At 69.5% G+C, this 17,777-nt stretch carries 16 protein-coding genes; 5 read left to right on the forward strand and 11 right to left on the reverse strand.

From position 1 onward, the window contains the following. On the reverse strand, positions 1-248 hold a 248-nt coding region (locus ABEB03_RS43930; RefSeq protein WP_345658721.1), incomplete at its 3' end, for a TetR/AcrR family transcriptional regulator. A gap of 150 nt (positions 249-398) precedes the next feature. On the opposite strand from ABEB03_RS43930, the gene ABEB03_RS43935 reads away from it, so the two are divergent. Further along, on the forward strand, positions 399-1,487 hold the full coding sequence (locus ABEB03_RS43935) for an aldo/keto reductase (RefSeq protein WP_345658722.1): 1,089 nt from the start codon (positions 399-401) through the stop codon (positions 1,485-1,487). 97 nt (positions 1,488-1,584) lie between these two features. Here ABEB03_RS43935 and ABEB03_RS43940 read toward each other — a convergent pair whose 3' ends face one another. The 5 genes from ABEB03_RS43940 to ABEB03_RS43960 form a co-directional block, all read right to left on the reverse strand. Beyond that, the gene (locus ABEB03_RS43940; RefSeq protein WP_345658723.1) at positions 1,585-2,277 is read right to left on the reverse strand and encodes an NADPH-dependent F420 reductase; all 693 of its coding nucleotides are present in this window, start codon (positions 2,275-2,277) and stop codon (positions 1,585-1,587) included. A gap of 111 nt (positions 2,278-2,388) precedes the next feature. Continuing rightward, positions 2,389-2,802, reverse strand: coding sequence for a (R)-mandelonitrile lyase (locus ABEB03_RS43945; RefSeq protein ID WP_345658725.1), 414 nt, complete (start codon positions 2,800-2,802; stop codon positions 2,389-2,391). A 32-nt stretch (positions 2,803-2,834) separates the two neighbouring features. Next, positions 2,835-3,677 carry an SDR family NAD(P)-dependent oxidoreductase gene (locus ABEB03_RS43950; RefSeq protein WP_345658727.1) on the reverse strand — a complete coding sequence of 281 codons (843 nt, stop codon included), beginning with the start codon at positions 3,675-3,677 and terminating at the stop codon, positions 2,835-2,837. Between the two features lie 96 nt (positions 3,678-3,773). Continuing rightward, positions 3,774-4,823 carry an NAD(P)-dependent alcohol dehydrogenase gene (locus ABEB03_RS43955; protein ID WP_345658729.1) on the reverse strand — a complete coding sequence of 350 codons (1,050 nt, stop codon included), beginning with the start codon at positions 4,821-4,823 and terminating at the stop codon, positions 3,774-3,776. 63 nt (positions 4,824-4,886) lie between these two features. Further along, positions 4,887-5,867, reverse strand: coding sequence for an aldo/keto reductase (locus ABEB03_RS43960; protein ID WP_345658730.1), 981 nt, complete (start codon positions 5,865-5,867; stop codon positions 4,887-4,889). A 146-nt stretch (positions 5,868-6,013) separates the two neighbouring features. On the opposite strand from ABEB03_RS43960, the gene ABEB03_RS43965 reads away from it, so the two are divergent. From ABEB03_RS43965 to ABEB03_RS43975, 3 genes are all read left to right on the forward strand, one after another. Further along, complete coding sequence (locus ABEB03_RS43965) at positions 6,014-6,886, forward strand: helix-turn-helix domain-containing protein (RefSeq protein ID WP_345658731.1); 873 nt, start codon at positions 6,014-6,016, stop codon at positions 6,884-6,886. A 455-nt stretch (positions 6,887-7,341) separates the two neighbouring features. Next, the gene (locus tag ABEB03_RS43970; RefSeq protein WP_345658732.1) at positions 7,342-8,187 is read left to right on the forward strand and encodes a helix-turn-helix domain-containing protein; all 846 of its coding nucleotides are present in this window, start codon (positions 7,342-7,344) and stop codon (positions 8,185-8,187) included. 141 nt (positions 8,188-8,328) lie between these two features. Continuing rightward, positions 8,329-9,723, forward strand: coding sequence for an MmgE/PrpD family protein (locus tag ABEB03_RS43975; protein ID WP_345658734.1), 1,395 nt, complete (start codon positions 8,329-8,331; stop codon positions 9,721-9,723). A 107-nt stretch (positions 9,724-9,830) separates the two neighbouring features. Here the strand turns inward: ABEB03_RS43975 and ABEB03_RS43980 are convergent, their stop codons facing one another. From ABEB03_RS43980 to ABEB03_RS44000, 5 genes are all read right to left on the reverse strand, one after another. Next, the gene (locus tag ABEB03_RS43980) at positions 9,831-12,233 is read right to left on the reverse strand and encodes an ATP-binding SpoIIE family protein phosphatase (RefSeq protein WP_345658736.1); all 2,403 of its coding nucleotides are present in this window, start codon (positions 12,231-12,233) and stop codon (positions 9,831-9,833) included. Positions 12,234-12,336: 103 nt separating this feature from the next. Then, positions 12,337-13,374: an MBL fold metallo-hydrolase gene (locus tag ABEB03_RS43985; protein WP_345658737.1), complete on the reverse strand. Its 1,038-nt coding sequence runs from the start codon at positions 13,372-13,374 to the stop codon at positions 12,337-12,339. Positions 13,375-13,426: 52 nt separating this feature from the next. Continuing rightward, positions 13,427-14,197 carry a 3-oxoacyl-ACP reductase FabG gene (fabG, locus tag ABEB03_RS43990; RefSeq protein WP_345658739.1) on the reverse strand — a complete coding sequence of 257 codons (771 nt, stop codon included), beginning with the start codon at positions 14,195-14,197 and terminating at the stop codon, positions 13,427-13,429. Between the two features lie 50 nt (positions 14,198-14,247). Then, positions 14,248-14,703, reverse strand: a complete 456-nt coding sequence (locus ABEB03_RS43995; protein ID WP_345658740.1) for a MaoC family dehydratase — start codon at positions 14,701-14,703, stop codon at positions 14,248-14,250. Positions 14,704-14,734: 31 nt separating this feature from the next. Continuing rightward, entirely contained in the window at positions 14,735-15,931 is a 1,197-nt protein-coding gene (locus ABEB03_RS44000) for an acetyl-CoA C-acetyltransferase (RefSeq protein WP_345658742.1), read from the reverse strand. A 350-nt stretch (positions 15,932-16,281) separates the two neighbouring features. Between ABEB03_RS44000 and ABEB03_RS44005 the strand changes: the two genes are divergently transcribed. Continuing rightward, positions 16,282-17,610: an MFS transporter gene (locus ABEB03_RS44005; protein WP_345658743.1), complete on the forward strand. Its 1,329-nt coding sequence runs from the start codon at positions 16,282-16,284 to the stop codon at positions 17,608-17,610. The last annotated feature ends 167 nt before the right edge of the window (positions 17,611-17,777 follow it).

Raw genomic sequence — 17,777 nt, forward strand, 5'->3', positions numbered from 1 at the left:
GCCGCATTCTGGATGCGCTCCGCGAGCTCGTCGGCGATCCGTGCGGCGACCGCGGCGAGCAGGCTCTCCCGGTCCGGGAAGTGGCGGTACGGAGATGCCGAGCTGACTCCCAGGCGGCGCGCGAGCTTGGCGACCGAGAACCCGGCGAGGCCGTCCGCCGCCAGCAGGCTCATCGCCTCCTGCACCAGTGCCGCACGCAGATCGCCGTGATGGTAGGGCCGAGCGCCCGCGGCCGAGTCCCTCGTCACTGTTCGCCTCCCTGGTTTGACTCCATGCTAGTGCCCTCTTACATTGATGCGAGAGCCTACTTACATTGGGTGCCGGGACTCGGTTCCACCATCGACGGCGATGCTGCCGCACCTTCTCCCGACACCTCGTACTGACGGGAACATCCATCCATGTCCTTGGACTCGTACACCACTCTCGGGAACTCGGGCCTGCGGGTCAGCCCCTTCTCCCTCGGCACCATGACCTTCGGCGAGGACTGGGGATGGGGGACGAGCGTCGCCGACGCGGAGGCCATCCTCGCCCGCTACATCGAAGAGGGCGGCAACTTCGTCGACACCGCCAACGTGTACACGTACGGCCACTCCGAGAAGATCATCGGTGACTACGTCGCCGGCCGGAGCGGGCTGCGTGACCGCCTGGTGCTCGCCACCAAGTTCTTCTGCAACCTGTACCGCAATGACCCGAACGGCGGCGGCGCGAGCCGCAAGGCGATCATCGCCCAGGCCGAGCAGTCCCTGCGCCGCATGAACACCGACTACATCGACCTGTACTGGCTGCACAACTTCGACGCGTTCACGCCGGTCGAGGAGACCATGCGGGCCCTCGACGACCTCGTCACCTCCGGCAAGGTCCGCTACATCGGCTTCTCCGACACCCCGGCCTGGGCGACCGCCCAGGCGCACACCATCGCCCAGTTCCGCGGCTGGGCCCCGCTCGTCGCCCTGCAGCTCAACTACTCGCTCCTCGAGCGCACCGTCGAAGGCGAACTCATGCCGATGGCACAGCAGCTCGGCATGGGCGTCACCCCGTGGAGCCCGCTGGCCGGCGGTGCCCTGTCCGGCAAGTACACCCGGCAGGACGTCGGCAGGACCGACGCCGACCGCGGCTGGATGGTGTCCGGCTACCTGGCCGACAAGACCTTCGACATCGTGGACGAACTGCGCAAGATCGCGGCCGAGCTGAACACCACGCCCGCCGCGGTGGCGCTGGCCTGGGTGCAGGGACGCCCCGGGGTCACCTCGACGATCATCGGCGCACGCCGGCTCTCGCAGCTCGAGGACAACCTGAAGGCCCTCGAACTGCAGCTGGCGCCCGAGCACATCGCCGCGCTCGACGGCCTCTCCACGCCCACGCTCAACTTCCCCGCCCACATCAACGGTCAGTCGGCGGCGAATCTCGCACACGCCGGCGCCACCGTGAACGGCCAGGCGACGGAGCCGATCTACTTCGCCCCGGAGACCGACGCCCAGCGCTACTGAGCCCCGGTGCCGCACGGAGCGGCGCCGGCGCGGTGAACAGAAGAACGGTGTCGGCGCCGCCCGAGGGCGGCGTCGACACCGTTCTTCTGTGTATCCCTCAGGCCTCGTTGCCGGCGACCTGGATGTGGAAGTTGAAATCGGTGTGTCCGAGCTTCTGCAGTATCCGCAGCCAGATCGGCGCCAGCATCTCGGTGTAACGGGCGGAGATGATGTCGCCCAGGTCGATGACGCTGTCCTGCGGCCAGCCGAAGGAGTGGAGCAGTTCGGTCACGCTCTTCTTGGCGTCGGCGTCGTCGCCGCAGATGAACACGTTGTGCGGACCCGGAACACGCGACGGGTCGACCATGACCTTGCAGTTCATGGTGTTGAGGGCCTTGACGACCTTGAGATCAGGGAACGCTCGCTGGATCTGCTCGCCGAGGCTGTCGGTGTTGCCCGGGTTGAGTACGGGTCCCTGGCTGATGTCGATCGGGTCGGAGATGTCGACGAGCACCTTCCCGGCCAGGTTCTCGGCGCCCGCGGCCTCGAGGGCCACCAGACTGGTGGTGCCGGCGGTGGCGTTGACGACGGCCTCACCGAAGGCCGCGGCCTCGGCGAAGGCCGCAAGACCCACTTGCGGGTGGGCGGTCCGCCACTCGGCGAACGGCGGGTTCCCCATCCTGTCCGGCTCGGTGCGGGCCAGGGTGTCCTGGGGGTCTCGAGTGCCGACGACGACCTCGTGCCCGAGGGACACGAGCCTGGCAGCGATGGTCCGGCCGGCATTGCCGGTGCCGAGAACGGCATGACGCATGGGGTGACTCCGATCTGGGATGGTGACGCGGGTACGCCGACGGCGTCGAGAAGGAGGTCGCCTTCTCGACGCCGTCGCACCGTCAATGGCGTTGTGGACGAGGCCTGTGCCTCAGTGGCTGGTGGTGCGGGGGCCGTTGTACTGGTCGTCGCTGACCGGCTCGTTCCACTCGGTCTCCGGGGTGCCGTCGCCCTTGCCCTCCCACATGGCGATGTGCTCCATGAAGCGGTCGGGGGTGGCGCCGTGCCAGTGCTCCTCGCCGGGCGGGCAGGTGACGGTCTCGCCCGGGTGGGCCTCGAAGACCGTGCCGTCACGGGTGCCGATCAGTGCGACGCCGGATACGACGTGCAGGGTCTGGCCCACCACATGGGAATGCCAGTTCGTGCGCGCGCCCGGGGCGAAGCGGACCAGGTTGGCCCGCATCCGGGACGGCTCCTGGCCGGCGTGGATGACGTCCCACCACACGTCGCCGGTGAACCAGTCCGCCGGCGCTTTGCTCGTGGCCTGCCGCTGAACGAATTCCATGGTGTCCTCGCTGGAAAGTGTGTCGTGTCCGGTCAGGCGGCGTCGGTGTGAGCCAGGTCCATACCCAGCTCACGCGAGGCCTCGGCCTGCGCCAGCAGTTCCCTGGCCTTGACCGCGACGGCCTCGATGGCATCCGAGCCGGCGACGAACCGCAGCGGCGGCTCCTCCAGGTCCACGACCTTCAGCAGGGCGTCCGCAAGCTTGACGGGGTCACCGGGCTGCCGGCCGTTCATACGCGCACGGCCCTCCTGCATGGCCGCCGAACGCTCCGCGTAGTCGTCGATGGACAGTTCCGCGACGTTGGAGGAGGCGTCCGTCAACAGCTCGGTGCGGAAGTAGCCCGGCTCGACGACCGTGGTACGGATACCGAACGGCTCCAAGTCGAAGCGCAGGGCCTCCATCCAGCCCTCCAGTCCGAACTTCGAGGTGGCGTAGGCGGTGGTGCCGGGCAGGCCGACCACACCGGCCAGGGAGGAGATCGAGACGACGTGTCCGGAGCGCCGGCGCCGCATGACCGGCAGGACCGCTCGCGTGACGTTCATCGGGCCGAACAGGTTCGTCTCCAGCTGAGCCCGCATCTGCGCGTCGGAGATCGTCTCGAAGAACCCGCCGTAGGTGTTCGCGGCGTTGTTGATCAGGACGTCGATGCGGCCGAAGCGGTCGACGGCCGCCTGGACCGCCTTCTCGGCGTCGCCCGGGTCGGTGACGTCCAAGGCGATCGCCAGGAGGTTGTCCTGCTCACCGCCGAGGGCTTCGAGGACCTTGTCGGGGCGGCGGCCGGTGGCCACCACCTGGTGGCCGGCCTCGAGTGCCCGGCGGGCGATGTCCGCGCCCATACCGCGACCGGCACCGGTGATGATGAAAACCTTGCTCATGGGGGATGTCGCTCCAGATGACGCGAAGTGTTTCAGGCGGCCGGGCCGGGCCGCGTGGTTCGGTCCGGCCCGGCCGCCCGCGGTGACGACCGACGCTCAGATGGTGGAGTTGTCGATCACGAACCGGTAGCGCACATCGCTGCGCACGACACGGTCGTAGGCCTCGTTGATCTCTTCGGCACCGATGATCTCGACGTCGGCGCCGACCCCGTGCTCCGCGGCGAAGTCGAGCATCTCCTGGGTCTCGGGGATGCCGCCGATGCCCGAGCTGGCGATCGACTTGCGGCCCATCATGAGCGAGCCGATGTTCGCCGAGACGGGCTTCTCGGGGATGCCGAGGTAGACCATGGTGCCGTCGGTACGCAGCAGGGACAGATAGGCGTCGCCGTCCAGGGACGCGGAGACCGTGTTCAGGATGAGGTCGAAGGTGCCGGCCAGCTCCTCGAAGGTCTTCGGGTCGCTGGTGGCGTAGTAGTGGTCGGCGCCGAGCTTGAGTCCGTCGTCCTTCTTGCGCAGGGACTGCGACAGGACGGTGACCTCCGCGCCGAGCGCGTGGGCGAACTTGACACCGAGGTGGCCGAGGCCGCCCAGGCCGACGACGGCGACCTTCTTGCCGGGGCCGGCGTTCCAGTGGCGCAGAGGGGAGTAGGTGGTGATGCCCGCGCACAGCAGCGGGGCGGCCTGCTCCAGGGACAGGCCGTCGGGGATGCGCAGGACGAAGTGCTCGTCGACGACGATGTGGGTGGAGTAGCCGCCCTGCGTGGGCGCGCCGTCGGTGTACCGCTCGGTGTCGGCGTAGGTGGCGACGAGGCCGCCGCCCGTGCAGTACACCTCGAGCCCGTTCCGGCAGTTCTCGCACTTCCGGCAGGAGTCGACCATGCAGCCGACGCCCACGCGGTCGCCGGCCTTGTACTTCGTCACGCCGGGACCGACCTCGGTGACCACACCGGCGATCTCGTGGCCGGGTACGAGGGGGAAGCCGCCCCGGCCCCATTCGTCGCGGGCGTTGTGGATGTCGGTGTGGCAGATGCCGACGTACTTGATCTCGATCAGCACGTCGTTCTCACCGACGGGGCGACGCTCGATGGTCGTGCGCTCGAGCGGCGCTCCGGCGGAGGGGGCGGCATACGCGGATACGGCAGTCATGATGAATGGTCCTTGTGTGGGGGGATGGGTCGAGTCGAGCGGCACGGCCGGGCAGTGACCGCGTCAACGGTCGATGACCGCCATGCCGATCTCGTCGTGGCGGTCGCCGACTGCCGGGGTGAGGCTGTCCAGTCGTGCGATCTGCTCCGCGGTCAGCTCGATGCCGTCGGCGGCGCTGTTCTCCTCCACACGGGAGACACGCTTGGTGCCCGGAATCGGGGCGATGTCGTCGCCCTGGGCGAGAAGCCAGGCCAGCGCGATCTGCGCCGGGGTGGCCTCCGCCTCGGCCGCGACCGCCTCGACCTCGTCGACGATCCGCAAGTTGCGCTGGAAGTTCTCGCCGATGAAGCGGGGGTTGCCCTGACGCCAGTCGTCGGCCGCGAGCTGGTCCATGGAGCGGATCCGGCCGGTGAGGAAGCCGTGACCCAGCGGCGAGTACGGCACCAGACCGATACCCAGCTCCCTCAGCACGAGCAGCAGCTCCGCCTCCACATCACGGGTCCACAGGGAGTACTCCGTCTGCAGAGCCGCCACCGGATGCACGGCGTGGGCGCGGCGGATCGTCGCCGGAGAAGCCTCGGACAGACCGATGTGCCGGACCTTGCCCTGGGCCACCAGCTCGGCCAACGCCCCCACGGTCTCCTCGATGGGCGTGCTCGGGTCGACGCGGTGCTGGTAGTACAGATCGATGTAGTCGGTACCCAGCCGCTTCAAAGAGCCCTCGACGGCGACGCGGATGCTGGCCGGGCTGCTGTCCAGCCCCACACCCTCACGACCACTGTGGGAGATACCGCCGCCGAACTTCGTCGCCAGCACCACCTGGTCCCGGCGCCCCTTCACGGCCCGGCCCACGAGCTCCTCGTTGGTGAAGGGGCCGTACACCTCGGCGGTGTCGATGTGGGTGACGCCGAGCTCCAGCGCCCTGTGGATGGTGCGGACGGACTCGGCGTCGTCACTGCCCGCGCCGGTGTAGTAGGCGGACATCGACATGGCGCCCAGACCGATGCGGGAGACCTCGAGTCCGCCGAGAAAAACGTGCTTCATGCGAAAGTGGTTCCGTTCTCCGAATATGTACAGAGAAATTCCTGCCTCTATGGAGAATCGCATGCCGGAAGGCGGCTTTGCAGGGTATGAATCTCTACCCCCCAGGGGAGCGGCCCCGGCTTGGTGGCGGCAGTAGCCTGACTCGCATGAGCAGGGACGTGAACCGCAGCGAACTGGGACAGTTCCTCAAGGCTCGGCGTGCCGAGCTGAGCCCCGCGGCCATGGGACTGTCGGAGACCGGGGCGCCGCGGCGGGTTCCCGGGCTGCGCCGTGAAGAGGTGGCCCAGCTGGCTTCGATCAGTGCCCAGTACTACACCCGCCTCGAACAGGGTCGGCTCCCGGCCTCCGCGCCGGTACTGACCATTCTGGCGACGGTTCTGCGCCTGGACGACGACCAGCGCGACTACCTGTTCGAACTGGCCGGCAAGGAGAGCGCACGCCCCCGCCGGCAGAAAGGTCAGCAGGTCCGGCCGCCGCTGCAGCGCCTTCTCGACTCCCTCACCGACATTCCCGCCATGGTGCTCGGCCGCCGCATGGATATTCTCGCCTGGAATCCCCTCGCGGCCGCCCTGCTCACGAATTTCTCCCGAATACCACAGGAGCGACGGAATTACGTGCGGCTGGTTTTCACCGACCCCACGGTACGAGACCGGTACCTGGACTGGGAAACCACCGCCCGGGACTGCGTCGCCTTCCTGCGCATGGAAGCCGCGCGGAATCCGGACGACCCGCGTCTCACCGCACTCGTCGGGGAGCTTTCCGTCCAGGACCCGCACTTCCGTCAGTGGTGGGCCGGTCACCACGTGGCTCACAGGGCCTTCGGCACCAAGAAGATGCGTCACCCTGTGGCCGGTGAGCTCACCCTCGACTGGGAGAGTCTCGGCTCAGCCGCCGATTCCGACCAGCAGCTGACCGTGTGGACGGCCAAAGCCGGGACGCCTTCGGCCGAGGGACTGCGCTTCCTCGCCTCCTGGGCCGCCACGGAGCAGACCGCTTCGTGGCAGACCGACAAGGCTTGAGGATTTCGAGGGCCGGCCGTTCCGGGCCGGGCAGGCACACCGCACCCGGTGCCGCCGACCCCGGTGCGCGTGGGGGGGCCGGGTTTCCTACCCCGGAACCCCCATGGCATGGCAGAGGTCGTCGTGGTTGAGTCGAAGAAGCCCTGCCAGAGCGGGAGTTCAGCTCCCTGCGGTATCCGGCGTCTGCCGCAACGCGCGCCGGACGAACGGCGCCTGACGGGCCACTACCCCCCCTGAACCCAGGAGCTTTTGTTCGTGTCGACGATCACGCCAGAGGGAATCATCTCCCACCTGGCCCGCGCGCTCGCGTTCTCCACTCGCACCCCCATCCTGCGGCGTCCCGCCGAGTACGGGATGGCCTACGAGGATGGCGTCCCACTCCCCGGGGGGTGGCCCAATCGTGGTAGAGATTCCTACCCCTCACAGAAGGTGAGCGCTCTGCCAGACTCGCACGTATGACCAGCAACCCGAGCCGCAACGAGCTGGGGGCCTTTCTCAAGGACCGCCGCTGCGCGCTGAGCCTGCGCGCCATGGGGCTGCCGGACAGCGACAGCCGACGGCGGGTCAAGGGGCTGCGCCGGGAGGAAGTGGCCCTGCTCGCCGCCATCAGTGCCGACTACTACGCCCGGATCGAGCAGGGCCGTATCCAGGCGTCCGCTTCGGTGCTGAACAGAATCGCCCGCGTTCTCCACCTCGACAACGACCAGCGTGAACGCATGTACGAACTCGCGGACAAGGACGCGACCCGGCGCCGCCGATGCGTAGCACAGAAGGTCCAGCCGCAGTTGCGGCGCCTTCTCCACGGCCTCGTCGACACCCCGGCGATCGTCCTGGGACGCCGGACGGACATCCTCGCTTGGAATCCCCTGGCCGCCGCCCTGATCACCGATTTCGCGAGAATACCGGCGAAGAAGCGCAATTACGTGCGGCTGGTCTTCACCGACCCCGCCATGCGGACGCTGTACACCGACTGGCAGCACGTCGCCCGCACCTCCGTCGCACAGTTGCGCATGGAAGCCGCCCGCGACTCGACGGACCAGCGCCTGTGCGGCCTGGTGGGCGAGCTGAGCGTCCATGACGAGGACTTCCGCGGCTGGTGGGGCGACCATCAGGTCTCCCTCAGCACCATCGGCACCAAGGTGCTCCACCACCCCGTCGCCGGCGATCTGACGCTCCACTGGGACACTCTCACCTGCCCTGCCGACCCGGACCAGCAACTCGTCACCCTGACCGCGGAACCCGGCACCCCTTCCCACGACGGGCTGCGCATCCTCGCGTCCTGGGCCGCGCGCACGCCCTGAGGAGCCCTGCATCGGCGGGCGGCGCACGACGCCATGGTTGCCAGCAGCGGAAATATAATATATACGATGAGGAAACACGAGGAGTGCCTTGCCGGATCGCCGGACGGCGGTCGACCGAAGCGGAAGCGAGACACGGACATCATGCAGAACATCCCCCCTGTCGAGGCAGCAGTCGCTCGTCTGGTGACCGAGCTCGACTACGACACACTGCCCTCCGACGTCATCCAGGGCGCACGCCGGCTGATGCAGGACCAGCTGGCCCTCCAGGCCGGCTGTGCCGCCCTCCCCTGGAGTCGGACGGTCCTTGATCTGACGCGGAGCCGCCACGTGCCCGGTTCGGCGCGGGTGACCATGGCCGGCGACGCGATGAGCGCGGCCGACGCGGCGTTCGTCAACGCCAGCTTCGGCCACGGCTTCGAGTACGACGACGCGCACCGTGCCAGCTCCAGCCATCCCGGCAGTTGCGTGGTGCCCACGGCGCTGGCGGTCGGGGAAGAGATCGGCGCGACGATGCGCGAGGTGCTGCTCGGCATCGTCGCGGGCTACGAGGTCTACACGCGGATCGGTGTGCTCGCCGCGCCGGAACTGCTGGAGCTCGGTTTCCATCCACACGCGCTCCTGTCGACTTTCGGCGCCGCAGCGGTGGTCGCGAAGATGCGCGGTCTGGATCTGGAACAGACGCTCCACGCCCTGTCCATCGCCATGAGCCACTCCGCGGGAACCACCGAGTACACCTCGTCGGGCGGCTCCGTGAAGCGGGTGCACGCGGGCATCGCCACGCGGGGCGGCATCCGCTCGGCCGAGATGGCCGAAGCGGGCATCACCGGCCCCCTGGCCTTCCTGACCGGCAACAAGGGGTTCTTCCACACCTTCGTCCGGCGTGAGGTGGGGGCCGACGCCGCCGCCGCGTTCGCGCTCGACGCCCCCTTCGAGATCACCCGGATCTGGATCAAGCCGTACTGCTGCTGCGGCATCAACCACGCCTACATCGACGGTGCCCGGCAGCTGGCCGACCGGGCCGACCGGATCGACACCATCGAACTGGGCATCCAGGCCGGCGGCGACGTCGTCATCGGAAACCGCAACGCGAGCGCCTTCGCGCCCAAGAGCATCGAGAACCTCCAGTACAGCCTCCCCTATCAGTTCGCCCTCTCGCTCCTGGGCCACGGCAACGGCTTCACCACGCACCACGAATACATGGCCGGACGTCTCGACATAGGTGACGGCAGCCCCGTCGCGAAGCTCGCCGGCCGGATCCGCATCACGCCCAAGCCCGAGCTCGACGCCGCCCACCCCGGCAAGTGGGTCGCCGACATCACGGTCACCTATGACGACGGCACCAGCGAGAGTGTGTTCGTCGACAGTCCACGCGGCACCGCCGAGAACCCGATCTCGCAGCCCGATCTCGACGCCAAGTTCCGGGACCTCACGGTCGCGGCCCTGGGTACGGAACGCAGCGAGGCGCTACTGTTCGCCATCACCGAGGGCGATCTCACCATGCCCGCCTCGGCGCTGGTCGACCTGCTGGTGATCTGACACGTGCCACACGATGATGGTCCCCCTCCGCCGGGAGGGGGACCATCGATCACGTTCAGCGGCGCGCGCCTTCGCACATGCATCGCCGGGGGGAATGCGACGTCGGTTCACATGAGGGCCGCGAAGTCGATGGTGTCCGGGACGAGGGACTGCTCGACCCAGATGGTCTTGCCGTTCCGGCCGTAACGGCTGCCCCACCGGTTGGAGAGCTGGGCGACGAGGAACAGGCCGCGTCCTCCCTCGTCGGTCCAGCGCGCCCTGCGCAGGCGCGGCTGGGTGTTGCTGGGGTCGGTGACCTCGCAGACGAGTACGTCGTCCCGGATCAGTCGCAGGCCGATCGGTCCGCCGGCGTAGCGGACCGCGTTGGTGACCAGCTCGCTGACGATCAGTTCGGTGGCGAAGGCCGCCTGGTCCAGTCCCCAGGCGGCGAGTTGCCGGGTGGCGGCCTGCCGGGCCTCGGCCACGACGGCCGGGTCCGCGGCGAACTCCCAGCTCGCGCTGGACCGTTCCGGGACGGCGCGGGTGCGGGCCAGCAGCAGCGCGATGTCGTCGCGGGGCGGGGCGTCGCCCAGGCCGGCCAGCAGCGCGCGACCCATGTCGTCGAGGGGGCGGTCGGGGTCGTACGCGGCCGCGAGGTTCTCCGTCAGCCACCGCAGGCCGGCGTCGACGTCGCCGTCGTCCCGTTCGATCAGCCCGTCGGTGTAGAGGGCGAGGATGCTCCCGGGCTCCAGTTCGACGCTGACGCACTCGAACGGCATGCCTCCCACCCCCAGTGGCGGGCCAGGGCGAACCGGGACGACCTCGGTGGTTCCGTCGGGGCCGATCACGACGGGCGGCGGATGACCGGCACCGGCCACGGCGCAGCGGCGGGTGACGGGGTCGTAGACGACGTACAAGCAGGTGGCACCGACGAGGCTCTCGGCGTCCGTGTCGTCGCTGATCCGCTGGACGAGGTCGTCGAGGTGGGTGAGGAGTTCGGTGGGGTCGAGCTCCAGGTCGGCGAGGGTGCGGACGGCGGTGCGCAGGCCGCCCATGGCGGCGGCGGCGTTCAGGCCGTGTCCGACCACGTCTCCGACGACCAGGGCCACCCGGAACGAGGGCAGGGGAATGACGTCGTACCAGTCGCCGCTGATGCCCGCTCCCCCGCTTGCGGGCAGGTACACGCCCGTGGTCTCCGCCGCCGCTGTGTCGGTCGTGGCCGAGGGAAGCAGACGCCGTTGCAGCGTGAGCGCCACGCGGTGCTCGCGGGTGTAGCGGCGGGCGTTGTCCACACTCAGCGCGGCCCGGGAGGCGACCTCCGCCATCAGGTCCGCGTCGTCCTGTTCGAACGGATCCTGCTGTTCGGTACGCCAGACCGTGACGGCCCCGAGTATCAGCCCGCGCGCGAACAGGGGGGCCCAGATGCCCGAGTGTCCGCGTGCGGGGAGGAACAGGCGCTGGTGTGTCGGGTCGCCGAGCACGACCGTCACTTTCTCCGGGTCCAGAAGAACGGGGCGACCCTGCTGGACTTCTCCCAGTTCCAGTGTGAAGGGCAGCCGGGGTACCGTCTCGCCCGGCTGGAGGAGGGCGGCGGCGTCGGAAGCGTGGACCGAGGCCATGGCGGCACGGCGCAGATGCAGATCTCCCCCGCCGATGGTCTTCGGGGGTTCGTCCCCGTCGATCACGGCGTCGGCCAGCTCCACCCATCCCACGTCCCCGAAGCCGGGGACGAGGACGTCCATCAGGTCCTGTGCGGTGCGAGTGACGTCGAGCGAACGACCGATCCGGTCGGCGGCCTCGTGCAGCACGTCCAGCCGGTGGCGAGCCCGCTGCTGGTCCGGGGCGTCGGTGACCATCGTGACGACGCCCGCGGGAGCCTTCTGGGCGTCCTCGACCCGGAAGGCGGACAGCGACAGGGCCAACGTCCGTTCCGGATCCTGCCGCGACCGCATGCGCAGGCTCTTGCGGATCAGCGGCTCGCCCGTGTCCAGCACGTGGCGCAGCGCGGCCTCCACGGCCTCGGCGTCCGCGACGGACATCACGTCCCTCAGCCTGCCGCCTCGGGACAGCGCCGCGCCGCCGAACATCTCGGAGCTGATGTTGGTCCACACGACGGACAGGTCCACGTCGTGCATGCCGACCCCGACACGGTCCTGGGAGAGCAGGGCCCGCAGGACACTCGCGCCCTGCTCCCAGTGGGTCACCTGTTGGGTGGGCGCGACCAGCACGAGGGATTCGGCGGCGGGTTCCGTCCGCAGCACCCTGAAGGTGACATCGATCGAAGCGCCGGACCGGTGCCGCAGCAGCGCACGGCCCGCGGCCGGCATGCCGGCGTCACCCGCCGCGCCCGGGCACTCGTGGGTGAGCAGGGCCCGCACCGGGTGGCCGCAGACCTCTTCGGCCGTCCGGCCCAGGAGCTCGGCGGCCGCATCGGACCAGCGCACCACGGTGCCCCGGTCGTCGAGCACGGCTGTCGCGATGCCGGCGAACGCGAACACCTGCTCTTCGGCGCCGGGGCTGAACCCGTGCATCCCGCTCCTCTGGGTCGGCGCCCCCACCTCTCCACGGTACGTCCACGGGGGTACGCCCGCCTTGCAGCGGACGGCGCCGGACCGACGTCGCGCTCCGGCGGGGTCACCGCAGGCGCGTGTACTGGTTCACCCCGTCCACGAACGCCACAGCCGCGTCGCCCCGCAGTACGAGCACGTCCAGGTGGGCGACCGTCTCGTTGACCGCGAGCATCTGGTTGAGGGGGTTGAGGTCGGCGAACGGCACCTCGCGACGGGTCCAGGCGAGCCGGCGCGCGACCGCGTACGCGTCGTACGTACCGTCCTTGAGGGCGACGAGAGTCCTGTGCAGCCTGTCGTCATGGTGGGCGAGAAGTTCGGCGACCCTGGTGTGAGTGCTGTCCGCGACGGGGCCGTGCGCGGGCAGCAGGCGGGCGTCCGCATGCCGGGCCATCAGGTGCAGCGAGTCCAGGTACGCGGCCAGCGGTCGACCGCCCGGCTCGGCCGCCTCGAAGCCGATGGACGGCGTGATGCGCGGCAGGACGTGGTCGCCGGAGAACAGCAGTCCGCGCCGTTCGTCCAGGAAGACCACATGTCCCTGGGTGTGGCCGGGAGTTGGGATGACCTTCAGTTCGCTGTCGCCGAAGCGCAGGGTCTCCGCCTCCAGCCAGCGGTCCGGCTCCTCCCAGTCGCGGGGGTCGTACTGGTCGGGATAGGTCGCCTCGACGTGGTCGGCCACTTCGTCGGCTCCCGCCTGCCGCAGGATCGTCAGGGCGCACGCGAGGCCGCCGCCCAGCTTGTTGAGCAGCTCGAGCCCGGGGCGCTCCCCGGCCCCGAGATGGACGCGGGCGCCCAGCAGCCGGCGCAGTTCCACCGCCTGCGTGTAGTGGTCGCGGTGGACGTGGGTGACCAGGATGTTCCTGATGTCGCCGAGGTCGCGGCCGATGGCGGACAGAGCCTCCTCGAGGGCCTTGCGCGCCTCGGGTATCGCCCATCCGCCATCGATCATGACGAGGCCGCCGTCGTCGGTCAGGTCCTCCAGCAGATAGACGTTGACGGCGTGCAGACCGTCATTGGGGAGCGGGAGCGGTACCCGGTGGACGCCGGGCTGGACGGTCTGGACGCCCGACGTGGCCCAGGGTCCCTGATCGAACCGCTTCGTCATGGCTCTCCCTCAGTGATGGTGCGTCGTGGAACTCGTCGGCCGCCTCGCCGGGTCAGCCTCGCGGGCCGCCCGCAACGTACAGGACCTGGCCGGTCACGAAGCCGGCGCCCTCGCCGGCGAAGAAGGACACCGCGTGGGCGATGTCGTCGGGCTCCCCGACCCGGGGCACGGGGGTGACGGCGGCCCGCTTGGCCTTGAACTCCTCGAAGGGCACGCCCAGTCGCTCGGCGGTGGCCTCGGTCATCTCGGTCACGATGAAGCCCGGGGCGACGGCGTTGACGGTGACGCCGAACTTGCCGAGCTCGATGGACAGGGTCTTGGTGAAGCCCTGCAGACCGGCCTTGGCGGTGGAGTAGTTGGCCTGGCCCCGGTTGCCGAGCGCGGAGACCGAGGACAGGTTGACGATGCGGCCCCAGCCGGCCTTGGTCATGTGCGCCTGAGCGGCCTTGCTCATCAGGAAGGCCCCGCGCAGGTGAACGCCCAGAACCGCGTCCCAGTCGGCCTCGGCCATCTTGAACAGCAGGTTGTCGCGGGTGATGCCGGCGTTGTTCACCAGCACGACGGGCGGGCCGAGTTCGGCGGCGACGCGTGCGACGGCCGACTCGACGCGCTCGGCGTCGGCAACGTCCACGCCGACGGCCAGGGCGCGGCCGCCGTCCTTCTCGATGGCGGTGACGGTGTCGGCGCACGCCGCCTCGTCGAGGTCGAGGACGGCGACGGCGAAGCCGTCGCGGGCCAGGCGCCGGGCGGTGGCGGCGCCGATGCCGCGGGCGGCACCGGTGACGATGGCGACGCGATGGGCGGGGGCGGTGGACTCGGACATGTCGGTACTCCTGGACGACTGAGCGGAACGTGTGGGTGTACGGCGTGGGGTCAGCCGGAGACGCGAGCGACGGTCTCCGCGACGCAGGCAGGCTTGTCGGCGCCCTCGATCTCGACGGTCACCCGTGAGACGACCTGGTAGCCGCCGGGCACCGGGTCGGCGGAGACCAGGTCCACCGAGGCCCGGATCCTGGATCCGACACGCACCGGGTTGATGAAGCGCACCTTGTTCAGGCCGTAGTTGACGGCCATGGCCACCCCCTCGGTCCGGTACACCTCCCTGACCAGTGCGGGGAGCAGGGACAGCGTCAGGTAGCCGTGCGCGATCGTGGCGCCGAAGGGTCCCGCGGCGGCACGCTCGGTGTCGACGTGGATCCACTGGTCGTCGCCGGTCGCGTCGGCGAACAGATCGATCCGTCGCTGCTCGACGGAGATCCACTCACCGGAGCCGACATGGGTGCCGGCCGCAGCGGCGAGCGCTGCGGGGGAAGGGAAGACCTTGGTCATCGGGGGTCCTGTCACCTCTCGGGGGTCGTCGTCACGCGGCGGAGAACAGGGCGGCCATGCCCTGGCCGCCGCCGATGCACATGGTCTCCAGCGCGTACCGGCCCTCCCGGCGGCGCAGTTCGTGCAGCATCGTGGTCATGATCCGTACGCCGGTCGCGCCGATGGGGTGACCGAGCGAGATGCCCGAGCCGTTGACGTTGAGCCGGTCGCGGTCGTGCCAGCCCCACTCGGCCAACACCGCCAGGACCTGGACGGCGAACGCCTCGTTGACCTCGACGAGGTCCAGGTCGTCGAAGGACTTGCCCGTGCGGGCGAACAGCTTGGCCACTGCAGGTACCGGGCCGATGCCCATGACCGACGGGTCGCAGCCGGCGGCCGCCCAGCCCTCCAGGAAGGCGATGGGCTCCAGGCCCAGGGACTCCAGCTGGTCCTCGGCGACCACCAGGCACGCCGCGGCGGCGTCGTTCTGCTGGCACGCGTTGCCGGCCGTGACAGTGCCGCCGGGCAGCACGGTGCGCAGCTTCCCGAGGGCTTCGGCGTTCGAGTCGGGGCGCACGCCCTCGTCCCGGTCGAAGATCAGGGGTTCGCCTCGCCGCTGCGGCACCGTGACCGGAACCACCTCGTCCTTGAAGATCCCCGACTCCCACGCCCTGGCGGCCTTCAGGTGGCTGGAGACGGCGAACCGGTCGGCGGAGTCACGGGAGATGCCGTAGCGCTCGGCCAGCTTCTCCGCGGTCTCGGGCATCCCGGAGATCCTGCCGAAGCGGTGCTCGGGCTGAGAGCGTTCGCGGCCGCGGTCGAGCCGGTCGTACATGGCCACGTTGCCCGCGCGCCCTCCCCAGCGCATCGAGGTGGAGTAGTACTCGATGTTGGACATGCTCTCCACACCGCCGGCGAGCACGACGTCGGCGGCGCCGGTCTGCACCATCATCGCCGCCGTGACGATGGCCTGCAGGCCCCCGCCGCACCGCCGGTCGACCTGCATGCCGGGCACCGAGATCGGCAGACCGGCGTGCAGCGCGGCCCAGCGGCCGATGCAGGGCGCCTCGGAGTTGGCGTACGACTGGGCCATGGACACGTCGTCGATGAGCTCGGGGTCGATCCCGGTCCGCTCGACCACGGCCTTGATGACCGTGGCGGCAAGGTCCTCGGCGGGTACCGACTTCAGGGTGCCTCCGAAGGCACCGATGGGGGTGCGCAACGGACTGACAATAGCTGCTCGCCGCATGGGGGGCCCTTTCTCACAGAGGTGCAGAAAATAAAATATCTTCATTGGCCACCGGGAACAAGGACTCACCTCACAGAGGCCACCCTCCGCGACTGCGTGGCGATCTCGCCGAATCGGTCTAAATCGTTGCTTATCAGACGCTCGCGCTGAACGTCGCCCCTCTGGCGGCAACTGCCCGCGCCTGCCCCCTAGACACAGAAAATTTAATACACAATCCTGCTTGCCACTCGGGTGCCCCGTGACGACGACCGCGGCACCGGTCCCAGCCTCCCCACTCCCCAAGCGCTGCCCCGGCGCCCCCGAAGAGGTCCCCATGGCGACCTCCGACACCGCTAAAGATCGAGGAGAAGATGAGCGTACAAGGAAGTATTCCTGCGACCGCCGAGGTGACCGCGACCCCAGGCCGGGGGCGCGTCCTCTTCGCCGCCGTCGCGGCCCAGTCGATCGAGTACTACGACTTCCTGATCTACGGTACGGCCGCCTCACTGGTCCTCAACACCCTGTTCTTTCCCTCGGGAAGCACGCTGACCAGCACGCTCGCCTCGTTCGCCACGTTCGCGGTCGGGTTCGCCGGCCGGCCCGTCGGAGCGGCGATCTTCGGTCACATCGGTGACAAGTTCGGCCGCAAGCCGGCGCTGCTGACGGCCATGCTCCTGATGGCCGTCTCCTCGACGCTCATCGGCCTGCTGCCCACGTACGGAACGATCGGCGTGGGGGCGCCGGTCATCCTGGTGATCCTTCGCGTCGCCCAGGGCATCTCGGTGGGCGGCCAGTTCGGCGGCTCGACGCTGCTGGCGCTGGAGGGCGCGCCACCCAATCGCCGCGGCCTCTTCGGATCGCTTCCCCAGCTCGGTGTGGTCGTCGGCATGATCAGCGGCACACTCGTCTTCCTGCTCGTCAGCCACCTCACCACGGCCGACCAGTTCTCGGCGTGGGGATGGCGCGTCCCGTTCCTGCTCAGCGTCCTGATGTTCCCGGTCGCCTACTACGTGCACCGTTACCTCGAGGAGACGCCTGAGTTCCAGCGGGCCGCGGAGGAGTTGTCGGCTCAGAGGGACGTCGCTCCTCGATCGTCCGTGCTGCGGGTGCTGCGCCGTCCCAAGCAGCTCCTGCTGGTGGCGTTCACCTTCCTCCCCGCCACGATCTCCTTCTACGGCATCGTCACAGGCGTGCTCCACTACGCGACGGAGGATCTGAAGATCTCCAAGGACACGATGCTCACCGTGGTCATGCTCTCGATGATCGCGTTCGCGGCGGGCACGACCGGCTTCGCGTGGCTGTCCGACATCGTGGGCCGACGCAAGGTCTACGCGGCGGGGGCCGCCTTCTCCGGGGCATGGGCCTTCGCGCTGTTCCCGCTGGTGGACACCCGCGGTTTCGCGTGGATCCTCCTCGCCGCGGCCGTCGGACAGTTCGCCGTGGGCGCGATGTTCGGACCGGGTACCGCACTGCTCGCCGAGGCGTTCCCGGCGAGTATGCGCTACTCCGGAGCCTCGCTCGGAAACCAGCTCGCGAACATCCTCGGCGCCGGGCTCGCTCCGTTCGTCATGGTCGCGCTGATGGCGGCGACGCACACCACCGTGTCGGTCTCGATCTATATGGCGGCGTCCTCGGTCGTCAGCCTGATCGCGGTGCCGCTGGTCAGGCTGCCCAAGGAGGAATCCACCGAGTCGAGCTGAGCGCGGGGGTGAAGGCAGGCAGGGCCGCCTGGTGGCCCGGGGATGCGGTGATCGTCCCCACGTCACCGGGAGGCCCTGCCTTCGTGCTGCGCGTTTCACGCCTGCCGCGCCCTCTCGCGGCTGCCACCGCCCGCAGTACCGGACGAGCCGGGCCTGCCACCACGGCA

This window comes from Streptomyces siamensis (assembly GCF_039543605.1).
Lineage (GTDB): Bacteria > Actinomycetota > Actinomycetes > Streptomycetales > Streptomycetaceae > Streptomyces > Streptomyces siamensis.

Excerpts from the sequence above, each read along its gene's own strand:
- ABEB03_RS43935 (WP_345658722.1), top strand. The coding sequence starts at position 399 with ATGTCCTTGGACTCGTACACCACTCTCGGGAACTCGGGCCTGCGGGTC.
- ABEB03_RS43940 (WP_345658723.1), bottom strand. The coding sequence starts at position 2,277 with ATGCGTCATGCCGTTCTCGGCACCGGCAATGCCGGCCGGACCATCGCT.
- ABEB03_RS43945 (WP_345658725.1), bottom strand. The coding sequence starts at position 2,802 with ATGGAATTCGTTCAGCGGCAGGCCACGAGCAAAGCGCCGGCGGACTGG.
- ABEB03_RS43950 (WP_345658727.1), bottom strand. The coding sequence starts at position 3,677 with ATGAGCAAGGTTTTCATCATCACCGGTGCCGGTCGCGGTATGGGCGCG.
- ABEB03_RS43955 (WP_345658729.1), bottom strand. The coding sequence starts at position 4,823 with ATGACTGCCGTATCCGCGTATGCCGCCCCCTCCGCCGGAGCGCCGCTC.
- ABEB03_RS43960 (WP_345658730.1), bottom strand. The coding sequence starts at position 5,867 with ATGAAGCACGTTTTTCTCGGCGGACTCGAGGTCTCCCGCATCGGTCTG.
- ABEB03_RS43965 (WP_345658731.1), top strand. The coding sequence starts at position 6,014 with ATGAGCAGGGACGTGAACCGCAGCGAACTGGGACAGTTCCTCAAGGCT.
- ABEB03_RS43970 (WP_345658732.1), top strand. The coding sequence starts at position 7,342 with ATGACCAGCAACCCGAGCCGCAACGAGCTGGGGGCCTTTCTCAAGGAC.
- ABEB03_RS43975 (WP_345658734.1), top strand. The coding sequence starts at position 8,329 with ATGCAGAACATCCCCCCTGTCGAGGCAGCAGTCGCTCGTCTGGTGACC.
- ABEB03_RS43980 (WP_345658736.1), bottom strand. The coding sequence starts at position 12,233 with ATGCACGGGTTCAGCCCCGGCGCCGAAGAGCAGGTGTTCGCGTTCGCC.
- ABEB03_RS43985 (WP_345658737.1), bottom strand. The coding sequence starts at position 13,374 with ATGACGAAGCGGTTCGATCAGGGACCCTGGGCCACGTCGGGCGTCCAG.
- fabG (WP_345658739.1), bottom strand. The coding sequence starts at position 14,197 with ATGTCCGAGTCCACCGCCCCCGCCCATCGCGTCGCCATCGTCACCGGT.
- ABEB03_RS43995 (WP_345658740.1), bottom strand. The coding sequence starts at position 14,703 with ATGACCAAGGTCTTCCCTTCCCCCGCAGCGCTCGCCGCTGCGGCCGGC.
- ABEB03_RS44000 (WP_345658742.1), bottom strand. The coding sequence starts at position 15,931 with ATGCGGCGAGCAGCTATTGTCAGTCCGTTGCGCACCCCCATCGGTGCC.
- ABEB03_RS44005 (WP_345658743.1), top strand. The coding sequence starts at position 16,282 with ATGAGCGTACAAGGAAGTATTCCTGCGACCGCCGAGGTGACCGCGACC.